The organism is Streptomyces sp. SYSU D01066-1, from assembly GCF_054956795.1.
Genome location: NZ_JBUDHV010000050.1, coordinates 3555 through 18168 on the forward strand (window position 1 = coordinate 3555; position 14614 = coordinate 18168).

Genomic DNA, 14614 nt, shown 5'->3' on the forward strand with positions numbered 1-14614 from the left:
GGGTTCGCCCCCCCGCCGCGCGGGGGCGTGGGGGCCGCGCCCCGGCGCCCCCACGCCGCCCCGGGGGGGGGCGCGGGGGGGGCGCCCCGGGCCCCCGCCTGCTCCCTCCGGCACCCGCCGGCACCCGTCGACTCCGCGCCGGGAACCGTGCGGCGGACCCCTGTCGAGACCAGGCCCGTCACGAGATATCTTGATGTCGAGCAATGTTGCAGACAGTGGAGCGGAGCACCCGGTGACTGACTCGACCATCATCTATACGCACACTGACGAGGCCCCGGCCCTGGCGACGTATTCCTTCCTGCCGGTGGTCCGGGCGTACGCCTCGCAGGCGGGTGTCCCCGTGGAGACCCGGGACATCTCGCTGGCCGGACGCATCATCGCCGTGTTCCCGGAGTACCTCACCGAGGACCAGCGCGTCCCGGACGCCCTCGCCGAGCTGGGCGAGCTGGCCAAGACCCCCGCGGCCAACATCATCAAGCTGCCGAACATCTCGGCGTCGATCCCGCAGCTCAAGGCCGCCGTCGCCGAGCTGCAGGCCCAGGGCTACGCGCTGCCCGACTACCCGGACGACCCGAAGACCGACGAGGAGCGCGACATCCGCGCCCGCTACGACAAGGTCAAGGGCTCCGCGGTCAACCCGGTCCTGCGCGAGGGCAACTCCGACCGCCGCGCCCCCGCCTCGGTCAAGAACTACGCCAAGACCCACCCGCACCGCATGGGCGCCTGGACCGCCGAGTCCAAGACCAACGTGGCGACCATGGGCGAGAACGACTTCCGCTCCACCGAGAAGTCCGTGGTCATCGCCGAGGACGGCACGCTGCGCATCGAGCTGGCCGGCGACGACGGCACCACCACGGTGCTGCGCGAGTCCGTCCCGGTGAAGAAGGGCGAGGTCGTCGACGCCTCCGTGCTGCGCGTCGCCGCGCTGCGCGAGTTCCTCACCGCGCAGATCGCCCGCGCCAAGGCCGAGGGCATCCTGTACTCCGTGCACCTGAAGGCCACGATGATGAAGGTCTCCGACCCGATCATCTTCGGTCACGTGGTGCGCGCCTTCTTCCCGAAGACCTTCGCGAAGTACGGCGAGACGCTCGCCGCGGCCGGCCTCACCCCGAACGACGGTCTGGGCGGCATCTACAAGGGCCTGGAGTCCCTGCCCGAGGGCGCCGAGATCAAGGCGTCCTTCGACGCCGAGCTGGCCGAGGGGCCAGAGCTGGCGATGGTCGACTCCGACAAGGGCATCACCAACCTGCACGTGCCCTCCGACGTCATCATCGACGCCTCCATGCCGGCCATGATCCGCACCTCCGGCCACATGTGGAGCCCCGACGGCCAGGAGCACGACACCCTCGCCGTCATCCCGGACTCCTCCTACGCCGGCGTGTACCAGGCCGTCATCGACGACTGCCGCGCCAACGGCGCCTACGACCCCTCCACCATGGGCTCGGTCCCGAACGTCGGCCTCATGGCGCAGAAGGCCGAGGAGTACGGCAGCCACGACAAGACCTTCGAGATCCCCGCGACCGGCACGGTCCGCCTGGTCGACGCCGACGGCAACGCCGTCCTGGAGCAGGCGGTCTCCGCCGGCGACATCTTCCGCGCCTGCCAGACCAAGGACGCCCCGATCCGCGACTGGGTGAAGCTCGCCGTCACCCGCGCCCGCGCCACCGGCGACCCGGCCGTCTTCTGGCTGGACGAGGGCCGCGCCCACGACGCCAACCTGATCGCCAAGGTCGAGGAGTACCTGTCGGAGCACGACACCGAGGGCCTGGACATCCGGATCCTGAACCCGGTGGAGGCGACCAGGCTGTCGGTGGAGCGCATCCGCCGCGGCGAGAACACCATCTCGGTCACCGGCAACGTGCTGCGCGACTACCTCACCGACCTCTTCCCCATCCTGGAGCTGGGCACCAGCGCCAAGATGCTGTCGGTGGTCCCGCTGATGGCGGGCGGCGGCCTGTTCGAGACGGGCGCCGGCGGCAGCGCGCCCAAGCACGTGCAGCAGCTGGTCAAGGAGAACTACCTGCGCTGGGACTCCCTCGGTGAGTTCTTCGCGCTGGTGCCGTCCCTGGAGCAGTTCGCCGAGACCACCGGCAACACCCGCGCCAAGGTCCTCGCGGACGCCCTGGACCGCGCGACGGCGACCTTCCTCAACGAGGACAAGTCCCCGACCCGCCGTGTCGGCGGCATCGACAACCGCGGCAGCCACTTCTACCTGTCCCTGTACTGGGCCCAGGAGCTGGCCGCACAGACCGACGACGCGGAGCTGGCCAAGGTCTTCGCCCCGCTCGCCGAGACGCTCACGGCCAATGAGGCGAAGATCGTCGAGGAGCTGAACGCCGTCCAGGGCAAGCCCGCCGAGATCGGCGGCTACTACCAGCCCGACCCGGCCAGGGCCGCCGAGGTCATGCGCCCGTCGGCGACCTGGAACGAGGCGCTGGCGTCCCTCGCCTGATCCTCACCCGGCCCGAAGGCAGCCGACACCCCGTCCCCGCCCGTGCGGAGGCGGGGTGTCCGTCTGCCGCACCCCACCACCTCCCCGCGGAGCAGCCCCCCATGACCGACGCCCCGACGTCCTGCACGCTCGTCCCCGGCGCCCCCGCGTCCCCCGTGATCCTCCACGTGCCGCACTCCTCACGGCACGTACCGGCCGACGTCCGCCCCGGCATCGTCCTGGACGACGAGGCGCTGGAACGGGAGCTGGACCACATGACCGACTCGCACACGGCACGGATCGCCGAGGCGGCGGCCGGTCTGGCCGGCCTCACCCCCTGGCGGTTCGTCAACCAGGTGTCGCGGCTGGTCGTCGACCCCGAGCGGTTCCCGGACGAACGGGAGGAGATGACGGCCGTCGGGATGGGCGCCGTGTACACGCGGACCTCGCACCGTGAGGTCCTGCGGGCCGACGGCACCGACCCGGAGCCGCTGATCGGGCGGTACTTCCGGCCGTACGCGCGGGCGATGACCGAGGCGGTGGCCGGCCGGCTCGCCGCCACCGGGCGCGCGGTGATCATCGACGTGCACTCGTACCCCACCGAGCCGCTCCCCTACGAGCTGCACGGTGCGGGACCGCGTCCGCCGGTCTGCCTGGGCACGGACGGCTTCCACACCTCGCCGGAACTGCTCGCCGCGGCCCGGAAGGCGTTCGCGCCGTGCGGGGAGACGGGGCTGGACAGCCCCTTCAGCGGGACGTACGTACCGCTGGACTTCTACGGGAAGCGGGCCGAGGTCGGCGCGCTGATGGTGGAGATCCGCCGGGACATGTACATGACCGAGCCGGGCGGTCCGGCGGGCCCCGGCCTGTCCCGGCTGGCCACGGCCCTGGCCGCCCTCGTCGACGCGGTCTCCGGCTGAACCGGCCAGCACGCTCTCCGGCCGAACCGGCCGAACCGGCCGCCACGGTCCGCGCCCGCCCCGCCGGCCCGCCCTCCGGCCGGCCCGCCCCCGGCCGCCCTCCGGCTGGAGCACTCCCGCGCGACACGGGTCCCCCGTCCGGCGAGGGTGGGGGAATGACGCAGGAAACCAGCACGCTCACCGAACGGAACCCGCCCCCGGTGCGGGACTGGCCCGCGCTCGACCTGGACGGTACGGACTTCGACCCGGTCCTCGCCGAGCTGATGCGCGAGGGCCCGCTGACCCGCATCCGGCTGCCGCACGGCGAGGGCTGGGCCTGGCTGGCCACCCGGCACGAGGACGTGAAGCTGATCACCAACGATCCGCGGTTCGAGCGGTCGGAGGTGACGCGCCGTCAGGTGACGCGGATGGCGCCGCACTTCAAGCCCCGCCCCGGCTCGCTCGCCTTCGCCGACCAGCCCGACCACAACCGGCTGCGGCGGGCGGTCGCCGGGGCGTTCACCGTGGGCGCGGTGAAGCGGCTGCGGCCCCGGGCACAGGAAATGCTGGACGCCCTGGTGGACGGCGTGGTGCGGGACGGTCCGCCCGCGGACCTGGTCGAGCGGGTCCTCGAACCCTTCCCGATCGCCGTCGTCAGCGAGGTGATGGGGGTGCCGGCCGCCGACCGGGAGCGGGTGCACTCCTGGACCCGGGAGATCATCTCCACCTCGGGCGGGGTCGAGGGCGCCGAGCGGGCCAAGAACAGTCTGTACGGCTGGATCACCGAGACCGTCCGGGCCCGCGCCCACGATCCCGGCGAGGACGTCTACTCGTTGCTCGGCGCCGCCGTCGCGCGCGGCGAGGTCACCGAACAGGAGGCGATCGGGCTGGCCGGGCCGCTGCAGATCGGCGGCGAGGCCGTCACCCACAACTGCGGCCAGATGCTGTACCTGCTGCTCACCCGCCCCGAGCTGATGGCCCGGACGCGGGAACGGCCTCAGGAGCGGGACGCCGTCCTGGACGAACTGCTGCGCTGGATCCCGCACCGCTCCTCGGTGGGCCTGGCCCGGATCGCCCGCCAGGACGTCGAACTGCGCGGCCACCGCATCCGCGCGGGCGACCCCGTCTACGTCTCCTACCTGGCCGCCAACCGCGACCCGGACGTCTTCCCCGACCCGGACCGGATCGACCCCGGCCGGGACGCGAGCCCGCACCTGGCCTTCGGCAACGGGCCGCACTACTGCACCGGCGCCGTGCTCGCCCGGCTGCAGCTGGAACTCCTCGTCGGCACGCTGCTGGACCGGCTGCCCGGGCTGCGGCTGGCGGGCGGCCCCGAGCAGGTGGCCTGGCGGCGCCGGACCATGATCCGCGGCCCGCGGACCCTGCCCTGCACCTGGTGACCCAGGGGGTGCCCGCGAGGCCGCGCCCGCCTCGCGACGCCTGGCCCGCCCCCCGCCGGGGGCACCCCCGCTCGCCGCACCGGGCGGACACCCGGGTACCACCGGTACGCGGGCGTCCGCCCGGCACGCCGGGAGCACGCGCCCGACGACACCGCGGGGCCCGCCCTCCGGGCGCACGACGCGACCTCGCGGCCCCCTGGGCTCAGGCGCGCAGCCACTCGGTGACGACGACCTCCCCGCCGGCCCGCAGCCGCAGCGCGAACGGGCCGGACGGCGGCGCCTCGCCGGTGAACCGTCCCATGTCGTCGGCCGTGAGCGACCGGGCCGTCTGCGGGCCGCTCAGCACCTCGATCCGGGCCGGCTGCGGCGGCATCACCTGTCCGAACAGGCCCTCCGCGCTCACCTCGACGTCCAGGCTCACCTCCCCGGCGCGGAAGGTCAGCATCCGCGGCGGGTCCGTCTCCCCCCGGACGGGCAGGGCGTCGACGAGCGAGTCGAACGTCAGCTCGGCGAGTCCGGCGTCCAGGTCGCGCAGCGCGAACGCCTCCACGGCGATCCGGCTCAGCTCGGCCGGTATCGGGTCCAGGACGGCGGCCGCCTGGCGCAGCTCCTCCTCCAGCAGGGCGTCGTCGAACCCGTCGTCCGGTCCGTCGCCGTCCGTCCTCGCGCCGTTCATGCCGCTCATGCCGCCCCCCGGGCTTCCAGTCGCGCCCGCAGGCGCCTCAGACAGCGCTGACGCGTCGGTCCGATGCTGCCGACGGCGATGTCCAGCGCCGCCGCCACCTCCTGATAGCTGGGCGGCGGCGACGCCATCAGCACGCGCAGCAACTGCCTGCACCGATCGCCCAGTTCCTCGAACTCCTGCCACAGCCACCGGACGCGCTCGCTCTGGGCGGCGGCCTCCTCGGAGTCGAGCACCGCCTCCTCCGGCGTGAGGTCCTCGCTCACCCGGTCGAGCAGCTGCGGATCGTCCGTCGGCGTCCACCGGCGGGCCGCCTTGAGCACCTTCAGGCACTCGTTGCGCGCGGTGCTGGCCAGCCAGGAGCCCGCCTTCTCCGGTTCCCGGATGCGCCCCAGGTGCTGGGCGAAGCGGAACCAGGCGGTCTGGTAGACCTCGTGGGCGTCCGCGTCGGACAGCCGGTGCGCCCGCGCCACGGACCACACCAGCGGGCCCAGCCCTTCCACCAGCGCCTTCCAGGCCGCCGCGTCACCGTCGGCGGCGGACTGGACGAGCGCCCCGACATCTGTACGGTCCACGGCCCCACCCCTCGTGTACGAAACGTCATCGTACGCCGTGGAGGGGGCCGTTCCGCCCCTCACGCCCCGTCGGCCGGGGGCTCGACGGGGACCGGTCGCCAGGTGGGCGGCAGCAGCGCCGGTACAGGGGCGCCGCGCACCTCGGTGTACGCGGTGTTCGACGCCAGGAGCTGTCCTTGGGCCGCGCGCGCGTCGGGTTCCCGGTGCGCCGTCATGTGCGCGGCGACCAGGCCGGCGACGACGGGGGTGGCGAACGAGGTGCCGCTCCACTGTGCGTTCCCTTCGAACATCACCTGTTCCGGCTTGGCGGCTGCCTCGCCCGGCTCGCTCAGCAGGCCGGTGTGCCGGGGCGCCTGGCAGGTGCAGGCGTAGGCGGAGCCGTACCGGCAGGCGTCGTAGGTGGAGTGCTGGTAGACGTACGGGACGGGGGTGTCGAAGCCCGTGAGGGCGCTGGTGAGGCGCTCGCCGGGGGCGTAGGCCTTGACCCAGGGGCCGTGGTTGGAGAAGCAGGCGCCGCCCTCGCCGTCGGCGCGCAGCGCGCCGACCGACAGCACGGAGTCCTCCCAGCCGGGCAGGTCGGCGTAGGCGGCGGGCCAGAACGGCGTGGAGCTGCCGTTGTTGCCGGCGGCGGCGACCAGCAGGGTGTCGCGCGTGCGCAGTTCCTCCATGAAGGCGTGCACGCCGAGCAGGCCGTCGGTGCGGCCGTTGGAGGTGCCGGCGGAGAGGCTGATGACGTCGGGCCAGCCGTCCCGGTCGACGGCCTCGAACAGCTTTTCGCCGAACTCGGACTCCAGGATCGCCCCGGCGTCGTTGAGGGTGTTGCGCACGGTGATGTCGGTGTTGGGCGCCACGGCCGCGAGGAGCCCCGCGATGAAGGTGCCGTGGCCGGCGTACTGCAGCAGGACGCCGGCGTCGTCGCACTCCTGGACCTGGAGGTCGCCCCGGGTGTGGGCGAGCAGCGGGCAGGAGCGGTGGTCGCGGGTGAGGCCGGTGTCGATGACGAGGACGCCGACCGCGGAGCCGGGGTCGTACGGCGTGGTGGCCGCCGCCGGGTTGGGCGGTTCGGTGCGGGGCACCGGGACGGGTTCGTCGCCGGGGCAGGCGTTGACGGCGATGTGCACCACGTGGTTGCGGCTGACCAGGCGGCGCCGGGCGCGGCCCTCGGCGGCGCGCAGCGACCGCAGGGCGCCGGCGACGGCCGGGTCGCCGGCGCCGCCGCCCTCGCCGGGGTCGCCGACCTGGATACGGGTGATGCCACAGCGGTTGGTCTCCCGGCTCGCGCGGCGCACATGGTCGGCGTTCAGCCCGGGGACGGCGGTGAAGTGCTCCCGCACGGTCTCCTCGACGATCCGCGCCTCCTCGCCGTCGCGGGCGAGGACGACGCCCTTCTCGTAGAGGAACTCCGCGGAGTCGTCGGGGCCCATCGCCAGTGGGACGTCGGGCATCGAGCGCTGGATGTGGTCGAACTGCTCGCGGAATCGCTGTGGTGCCATGGCGGATCCTCCCCCTGAGGCGGCGTTCGTCATTCAGAGCCCGGAGACAGGTGATTGATACACACCCGCACCTGTGTGGCGTGGCGCGCTGCCACTACCATCCTTGAGGTGACAGCGGGAAGCGACGCGGTCTTCGAACTGCTGCCGATGGTGTTCGCGGCCCCGAACGAGGCACTGGCGAGGGCGGAGGGGCTGCTGGACGCCGCCCCGCCGCCGCTGCACGCCTCGATCGCCCACCAGGTGATCGGCATCTGGCAGCGGGACTTCGGCGACACCCGCCTGGCCCTGGCCCATCTGCGGCGTGCCCGCGATCTGGCGGCCCGGGCTGATTCACCCGAAAGAGAGGCGGACGTCCTGGCCACCCTGGGGGTGGCCCTGGTGCACACGGGCCGCACCCGGCAGGGGCTGGCCGCCTTCGAGCGGGGCGTGGCGCGCGGGACCGGGCACACCCGGGCGCGGGTGCTGTACCGGCGGGCGTACGTGTGGTGGGTGCTGGGCCGGCACGGTCAGGCGCTGGAGGACGTACGGCGGGCGATAGTCGTGCTGCGGCAGGCCGGCGACGTCATCTGGACGGCGCGGGCGCTGACGCTGCGGGCCACCGTGCACCTGGCGCTGGGCGCGGTGGAGCGGGCGGAGGCCGACTTCGCGGCGGCGGAGGAGCTGTGGGGCACCACGGACCAGGAACACGACAAGGCGGACGCGGTGGAGAGCCGGGGGCTGGCCGCGTTCCGGTCCGGGGACGTACCGGCCGCGCTGCGGCTCCTCGACGAGGCGAGCGAGCGGTACGCGGCGCTGGGCACGCCCATGTTCATGCTGAACATCCGGCGCAGCGAGGTCATGATGGCGGCCGGGCTGGCGCCGGAGGCGCTGGCCGAGGTCGATCAGGCGATCGCCGTCCTGGACGGCATCGGCGGGCAGTCCACCCGCAAGGCGGAGCTGCTGCTGGTGGCGGCGAGGGCGGCGCGGCTGGCGGGTGACGCGCAGACCGCGGTGGCGCGGGCGGCCGTCGCGGTGCGGCTGTTCGCGGCGCAGCGGCGCACCTGGTACGAGACGCACGCCCGGCTGGTGCTGATCGAGGCGCGGGTGGCGGCCGGGCGGGGGTCGGGGCGGCTGGTCGCGGACGCGGCGGCGGTGGCGGAGAAGCTGGCCGCCTTCGGGGCGCCGGCCGCGCCGGAGGCGTCGCTGCTGGCCGGGCGGATCGCGCTGGACCTGGGGTGGACGGCGGACGCGGAACGGCACCTGGCCCTCGCCGCGCGCAGCCGGCGCAGCGGTCCGCCGCTGGCCCGGATGACGGGCTGGGCGGCGCAGGCGCTGCGGGCCCGGGCGGCCGGTTCCACGCGCGGGGTGCTGGAGGCGTGCCGGCGCGGTCTGGACGTGCTGGACGACCACCGGATGACGCTCGGGGCCTCGGAGCTGCGGGCCCGGGCCACCGCGCAGGGCGCGGAGCTGGCGGCGCTGGCGCAGGAGGCGTCGCTGGCCTCGGGCGGGCCGCGGCGGCTGCTGGTGTGGAGCGAGCGGTGGCGGGCGACGGTGCTGACGGCGCCGCCGGCCCGGCCGCCGGCCGACCCCGTGCTGCTCAGCGATCTGACGGCGTTCCGGGAGATCGCCGCGCGGGCCGAGGAGGCCCGCATGGAGGGCCGTCCGGTGGCGGCGCTGGAGCGCGAACAGCGGCGCCTGGAGCGGGAGATCCGCGCGCGGACCCTGCACATGCGCGGGGAGGCGCCGGGCGGCGGCGACCGGTTCGACGTCGGCCGGCTGCTGGCTGCGCTGGGGGACGACGTACGGCTGGTGGAGCTGGCGGTGCTCGACGGGCGGGTGCAGGTGCTGCTGTGCGGGCAGGGGCGGGTGCGGCGGTTCGAGGCGGGGCCGCTGGCGGAGGCGGAGCGGGAGGCCGAGCACGTCCAGGCCGGGCTGCGGCGGCTGGCCCATCCCGGTGCGGAGGCCCGGCTGCCGGTGGTGGAGGCGGCCGGGCGCCGTCTGGAGGAACTGCTGCTCGGTCCGGCGGCGGCGCACCTCGGTACGGGTCCGGTCGTGGTGGTACCGCCGGGCCGGCTGCACCGGGTGCCGTGGGCGCTGCTGCCCGCGCTGCGCGACCGGGTGCTGAGCGTCTCGCCGTCGGCGACCAGCTGGCTGCGCGCCCGGGAGACGGCGCCGCCGTACGGCGGCCGGTACGTGCTGGTCCGCGGTCCGGGGCTGGCCAGCGGCGGCGCGGAGGTCCCGCCGCTGGCCGAGGGGTACGGCGGCGCGGCCCGCTCGGGTCCGGCCGGCGGGGAGGGGGCCGGCTCCGGGCGGTCCGGGAACCAGCTGCCGGGGCCCCCGCTCGCGCGTGGTGCGCCGGTGGTGCTGGAGGGGGACGGGGCCCGGGTGCCCCGGGTGCTGCGGGAGCTGGACGGGGCGGCGCTGGCGCACATCGCGGCGCACGGCACGTTCCGGGCGGACAGCCCGTTGTTCTCGTCGCTGCGGATGGCCGACGGGCCGCTCATCGTGCACGACTTCGAACGGCTGGACCGCAGCCCGTACCGGATCATCCTGTCCTGCTGCGACACCGCCCGGTTCGCGTCGGTGGGCGCGGACGAGCTGCTCGGCCTGGTCACCGCGCTGCTGCCGCTGGGCACGGCCGGGGTGGTGGCGTGCACCGCGCCGGTCAACGACGCGGCGGTGGTGCCGTTGATGCTCGCGTTGCACAAGGGCCTGGACGCCGGGCTGTCGCTGGCGGAGGCCCTGCGCGACGCGCGGGCGGCGCTGCCGGGCGACGCGGTGCACCAGGCCACGGGATGGGCGTTCTCGGCGTTCGGGGCGGCCTGACCGGCCGGCCGCCCCTCGCGACCCCGGGCCCCGGGGTGTGCCGGGTGCCCGGTCAGGCCGCCGCTCGCGCCCCGGGCAGCTCCACCAGCCACGGCAGCGCGCCCCGGTCGCCGCCGCCGAGGCGGGCGTAGGCGCTGTAGAGGTGGTTGCCGACGGTGCGGACGGAGAGGGTGAGTCTCTCCGCGATCTGCCGGTTGCTCAGTCCGGCGGCGGCGAGGGTGACGACCTGCCGCTGCCGGGCGGTGAGTTCGCCGAGGACCAGCCCGGACAGGGCCGGGGTCCGGGCGCCCTGGCAGCGGCGGGCCAGGGCGGCGGCACGGGTGCGGGCGGTACGCGCGGCGCCCGGGTCGCGGTGGATCCGTACCGCCTGGGCGTACGCCTCCGCCGCGAACAGCAGGAAGCCGCGCCGCTCCAGTTCTCCGGCGGCCCGGTCCAGGGCCGGTCCGTCGCGGCGCGCGAGGGCGTCCGCGTGGGCGGCGAACACCCCGGTCAGCCGCCCGGCGGCCCGCTGCGGCACACCGAGCCGTACGGCGTCGTAGGCGTCGTCGGCCACAGCGGCCAGGGCCGCGTCGAGGTCGCCGCGCGCGGCCGCGGACCAGACGGCCGCCCCGCCGCCGGTCACCCCGCCGTCAGACACGGCCTGTCCCGACTGCGCGGTGACCAGGGCGAGTTCGCTGCGGCAGCCGGGGTCGCCGGGGGACGACCGCAGCCCCTCGCGGGCCCATGCCGCGGCTTCCCGCAGCCGGCCGCGCAGCCGCGCGAACCGGGCCCGCACGGCCGCGTCACCGGCCGGTACCCGGGCCCCCTCGGCGACCAGCCACTCCCCCACCGGTGCCTCGGCGTGGCGTACGTCGGCCCGCTCGACGCGCCTCACGAGGGCGGCCGTCTCCGCCTCCAGGGCCCGTCCGCAGCCGCCGGGGGCGCGGGTCAGCCGCCGGGCCCGCAGCCGGCCGGCGGCGGCGCGCAGCACCGGGCCGTGCAGGGGGTGGGCGAGGCGTACCGTGCCGTGCCCGTCGTCGACCTCGACCAGGCCCTCGGTCTCCAGCCGCTCCAGCACGTCCAGGTCGAGGGTGTCCAGGGCCGGCGCCAGGGGTTCGGCGAAGGCCAGCCGCTCCAGGGTCTCCCGCTCCTCGGGCGTGAGGCGGCCCAGGAGCGGCGCGGTGCGCTCGCGCAGCGTCGCGGTGACCGGCACGGGGCCGCGCCAGGTCCACTCCCCCGTCTCCGGGACCGTGCCGAGCGGCCCCTGCTCCCGGACCGCGCCGAGCAGTTCGCGCAGCAGCCGCAGGTCGCCCCGGCACAAGCGGTGCAGCCGGCCGGCGGTGAGCGGCTCGGGGGCGGTGCCGACGGCCGCCGTGAGCAGGCCGGCGGTCTCCTCGCGGGGCAGTGGTCCGAGGGCGAGGCGGGGCAGCAGTTCGCCGGTCCACAGCCGGGAGACCGCCCCGGGCGAGGCGGCGGTGTCGGTCACGACGACCACCAGCCGGGTGCGGCCGTGCACGGCGAGCTGGTGGACCAGGGCGGCCGAGGCGTCGTCCAGCAGCTGGGCGTCGTCCACCACCAGCAGCCGTACGCCGGAGAGCAGTCGGACCGCGCGGTGCAGGGTGACGGATTCGGGCAGCAGGTGGGCGAAGGCGGCGAACGGCAGGTGGCGGGTCTCGGGGGTGCCGGCCGCGCGCACGTGGTCGGTGCCGCGGAGGGCCTCGGTGACCAGCCGGGTCTTGCCGCGGCCCGCCGGGCCGGTGATCACGAGTCCGGGCCGGCCCGCGGTCACCGACCGGCGTACCAGCTCCAGTTCGTCCGCGCGTCCGGTGAACGGCCAGGTCCCGGCCGCCGGTGTCCTCGCGCCCCGCTCCAGGGGCATCACGTCGAAAGTCGTCACGACAAGGAGAGTCCGGTTGCTCAGTCCTGATACAGGGGCAGTTGAGTAGCCCTCGACTCAGGCGCCGGGGCCGCCCGGACGGCACGCTGATCACATGACCGTCCGCTACTGCTCGCTGCCGCAGCAGCCCGCCCCCGCGTTGCCGCCGGGGCTGGCCGCCGAGCGGCTCGGCGCGCTCCTCGGCGGGCGGCGGATGTGGGTCAACGGCACCGTGCTGCACTACTACTTCTTCGACTCCGACACCGACGCCTCGGTCATCACGGTCCCCGGTACGGGACGTACGCGCCGGGTGTCCTGGGTCGGCGGGGAGGAGCAGCGGGAAGTGGTGCGCTCCTGCTTCCGCGAGTGGCGCGACCTCGGTATCGGAGTCGTCTTCACCGAGGTCGGCGACCGGTCGGAGGCCGAGCTGCGGATCGGCTTCCAGACGGGCGACGGGTCGTGGTCGGCGGTCGGCAGGGACGCCCTCAGGATCGGCCTGAACGAGCGCACCATGAACTTCGGCTGGGACCTGGCCGCGTCGGGTGACCGCTGCACGGCCCTGCACGAGATCGGGCACGCGCTGGGGATGCTGCACGAGCACCAGAGCCCGTTCGCCGGGATCCACTGGGACGACGAAGCCGTCTACGCGGAGCTGGCCGGCCCGCCGAACCACTGGAGCCGGGACCGGACGTACTTCAACATACTGCGCAAGCTCGACGCGGACGAGGTCAACGGGGTCGTCTGGGACCCGCAGTCGATCATGGAGTACCCGTTCCCGTCCGGGCTGGTCCTGGAGCCGGAGCAGTACCGCGGCGGGCTGCACCCGCCCGGCACGCTCTCGGCCGCCGACAAGGAGTTCGTCCTGCGCTGGTACCCGCCGGCCGCTCCCTCCGGGCCGTCCGCGCTGGTGCCGTTCCGCTCGGTGCCGCTCGGGCTGGGCGCGGGTGAGCAGGCCGACCTCGTCATCGAGCCGCCGGAGACCCGCGACTACACCGTGGGGGTCTTCGGGGAGGGCGACGCCGTCGTCGTGGTCTTCGAGGAGCGGGACGGCGAGCCGCGCTTCCTCGTCGGCGAGGACGACGGTGGAACGCCGCACAACGCCACACTGAGAACACGGCTCGTCAAGGGCCGCCGCTACGTCGTCCGGGTCCGCCTGTACTCCTCGTGGGGTCCGGGCGAGACGGCGGTCATGTGCTGGTGACAGCACGGGCCGTCACTCCGGAAGGGGAGCGCCACTGACCGGCGCCGGGGAAGCGGCCGGATCGCGTTGCCTTCGGGGGAGGGAAACGCGGTCCGGCCGCGCCGCGGCGGGGGCGCCGCCCCGGGGGGGGCGGGCCCCGCGCCCCCCACCCCCCGGGCCCCCCCCCCCCGCCCGGCGGGCCCGCCCCGGCCGCGGGGCCGCGGGGGGCGCGCAACCGCGGCGCCCCCCGCGCCGCGCCGGGTCCGCCGCACGGGGGTCGGCGGACCCGGCGCCCATCAGCGCCTGGCCCCCGGCCGCCGGCCGTTCGGTTCGCGTGGGCCAAGGCGGGCTCCGCGGCGGTCCGGTCCACGACGGTGATCTCGGCTGCCGGCCGTCATCCCGCCGCTCGCGTGCGCCGATCCGGGCGATGCCGATCGCCGCGGCCGCCGGTACGCCCGTACCGCCGATGACGGCACGGGTCCACGGCGTGTCGTGAGACCGGCGCCGTACGCCTCCCGGTGGACGGCCCGTGGCCGCGTCGGACCCCGGTCGCGGATTGTCGGCGGCCTCGATGCCGACGCCGTCGACGACGCCCGGCGCCTCGCCCTGGCCAGCCGCCGCGAGGCCGGTGGCGGCGGAGGTGCCGGGCGTGGCGGAGGCGGCCGTACGACAGCCGGGCCGCCGGGCTCAGGCTCGGGCCAACGCCCTGCGCCAGTGCTCGGTGACCTGTGCGCGCAGCCCTTCCGTGTCGATCTGCCGCGGGTCGACGAGCCGCTGCATGCCGATGCCGCGGAGCTGCGCGAGGATGGCGATCGCGGTCGCGTCGGGTGCGGCGTCGGGACGGATTTCGCCGCCGGTGATCCCGGCGGTCACGTCTTCGGCCAGATCGCTGCGGAACGCCTCGTCGCGCTCGCGGAAGACGGAAGCCAGGTCCGCCGCCGCGGCGGCCTCGGCCCACAGCATGAGGAAGACCCGGTTCAGCACGCCCATGCGGCCGAGCTCGCCGATGTAGCCGTCGATCAGCCGCAGGAGGCGGTCCAGTCCGGGCGGCAGGCCGTCGAGTCCGGGGACGAATCCCGCCTGGGCCGTGCGCGCCAGGCGTTCGACGAGCGCCTTCTTGGACCCGAAGTGGTGGGTGACGAGTCCCCGGCTGTAGCCGGCTCTTTCCCCCACGCGTGCCAGCGTCAGCGAGCGCACCCCCTGTTCGTCGACCAACTCGGCGGCGGCCATGAGCAAGGCGGCTTCGGCCTCCTCGCGACGCTGTCTCTGCGTGCGGCGGGTGGTGGTCATGATC

General features: G+C 75.3%; 10 protein-coding genes. 5 read left to right on the top strand and 5 right to left on the bottom strand.

Going from position 1 to position 14614, the window contains the following annotated elements; translation table 11 throughout:
- Positions 1-232: 232 nt before the first annotated feature.
- From ACY1JF_RS29930 to ACY1JF_RS29940, 3 genes are all read left to right on the top strand, one after another.
- Positions 233-2452: an NADP-dependent isocitrate dehydrogenase gene (locus tag ACY1JF_RS29930; RefSeq protein ID WP_462708403.1), complete on the top strand. Its 2220-nt coding sequence runs from the start codon at positions 233-235 to the stop codon at positions 2450-2452.
- A gap of 101 nt (positions 2453-2553) precedes the next feature.
- Positions 2554-3351 carry an N-formylglutamate amidohydrolase gene (locus ACY1JF_RS29935; protein ID WP_462708404.1) on the top strand — a complete coding sequence of 266 codons (798 nt, stop codon included), beginning with the start codon at positions 2554-2556 and terminating at the stop codon, positions 3349-3351.
- A gap of 155 nt (positions 3352-3506) precedes the next feature.
- Positions 3507-4730 (top strand): cytochrome P450, encoded by a 1224-nt coding sequence (locus ACY1JF_RS29940; RefSeq protein ID WP_462708405.1) that lies wholly within the window; start codon positions 3507-3509, stop codon positions 4728-4730.
- A 202-nt stretch (positions 4731-4932) separates the two neighbouring features.
- Here the strand turns inward: ACY1JF_RS29940 and ACY1JF_RS29945 are convergent, their stop codons facing one another.
- From ACY1JF_RS29945 to ACY1JF_RS29955, 3 genes are read right to left on the bottom strand one after another with little or no spacing between them, the layout of a single operon-like run.
- Positions 4933-5415 carry a hypothetical protein gene (locus ACY1JF_RS29945; protein WP_462708406.1) on the bottom strand — a complete coding sequence of 161 codons (483 nt, stop codon included), beginning with the start codon at positions 5413-5415 and terminating at the stop codon, positions 4933-4935.
- Positions 5412-5987 carry an RNA polymerase sigma factor gene (locus ACY1JF_RS29950; RefSeq protein ID WP_462708407.1) on the bottom strand — a complete coding sequence of 192 codons (576 nt, stop codon included), beginning with the start codon at positions 5985-5987 and terminating at the stop codon, positions 5412-5414. The genes ACY1JF_RS29945 and ACY1JF_RS29950 overlap by 4 nt, the downstream gene beginning before the upstream one ends.
- 59 nt (positions 5988-6046) lie before the next feature.
- Positions 6047-7480 (bottom strand): S8/S53 family peptidase, encoded by a 1434-nt coding sequence (locus ACY1JF_RS29955; RefSeq protein ID WP_462708408.1) that lies wholly within the window; start codon positions 7478-7480, stop codon positions 6047-6049.
- Positions 7481-7588: 108 nt separating this feature from the next.
- Between ACY1JF_RS29955 and ACY1JF_RS29960 the strand changes: the two genes are divergently transcribed.
- A complete protein-coding gene (locus tag ACY1JF_RS29960) occupies positions 7589-10285 on the top strand; it encodes a CHAT domain-containing protein (RefSeq protein WP_462708409.1) in 2697 nt (898 codons plus the stop codon).
- A 52-nt stretch (positions 10286-10337) separates the two neighbouring features.
- On the opposite strand, the gene ACY1JF_RS29965 is transcribed toward ACY1JF_RS29960, so the two are convergent.
- The gene (locus tag ACY1JF_RS29965; protein ID WP_462708428.1) at positions 10338-12143 is read right to left on the bottom strand and encodes a LuxR family transcriptional regulator AbsR2; all 1806 of its coding nucleotides are present in this window, start codon (positions 12141-12143) and stop codon (positions 10338-10340) included.
- A 112-nt stretch (positions 12144-12255) separates the two neighbouring features.
- On the opposite strand from ACY1JF_RS29965, the gene absR1 reads away from it, so the two are divergent.
- Complete coding sequence (gene absR1, locus ACY1JF_RS29970; protein WP_462708410.1) at positions 12256-13341, top strand: beta-glucuronidase AbsR1; 1086 nt, start codon at positions 12256-12258, stop codon at positions 13339-13341.
- Positions 13342-14007: 666 nt separating this feature from the next.
- Here absR1 and ACY1JF_RS29975 read toward each other — a convergent pair.
- Positions 14008-14610, bottom strand: coding sequence for a TetR/AcrR family transcriptional regulator (locus ACY1JF_RS29975; RefSeq protein WP_462708411.1), 603 nt, complete (start codon positions 14608-14610; stop codon positions 14008-14010).
- Positions 14611-14614 lie beyond the last annotated feature (4 nt).

Coding starts and splice junctions, on each gene's coding strand:
- ACY1JF_RS29955 (WP_462708408.1), bottom strand. CDS start 7,480: ATGGCACCACAGCGATTCCGCGAGCAGTTCGACCACATCCAGCGCTCG.
- absR1 (WP_462708410.1), top strand. CDS start 12,256: ATGACCGTCCGCTACTGCTCGCTGCCGCAGCAGCCCGCCCCCGCGTTG.
- ACY1JF_RS29940 (WP_462708405.1), top strand. CDS start 3,507: ATGACGCAGGAAACCAGCACGCTCACCGAACGGAACCCGCCCCCGGTG.
- ACY1JF_RS29945 (WP_462708406.1), bottom strand. CDS start 5,415: ATGAGCGGCATGAACGGCGCGAGGACGGACGGCGACGGACCGGACGAC.
- ACY1JF_RS29965 (WP_462708428.1), bottom strand. CDS start 12,143: ATGCCCCTGGAGCGGGGCGCGAGGACACCGGCGGCCGGGACCTGGCCG.
- ACY1JF_RS29975 (WP_462708411.1), bottom strand. CDS start 14,610: ATGACCACCACCCGCCGCACGCAGAGACAGCGTCGCGAGGAGGCCGAA.
- ACY1JF_RS29935 (WP_462708404.1), top strand. CDS start 2,554: ATGACCGACGCCCCGACGTCCTGCACGCTCGTCCCCGGCGCCCCCGCG.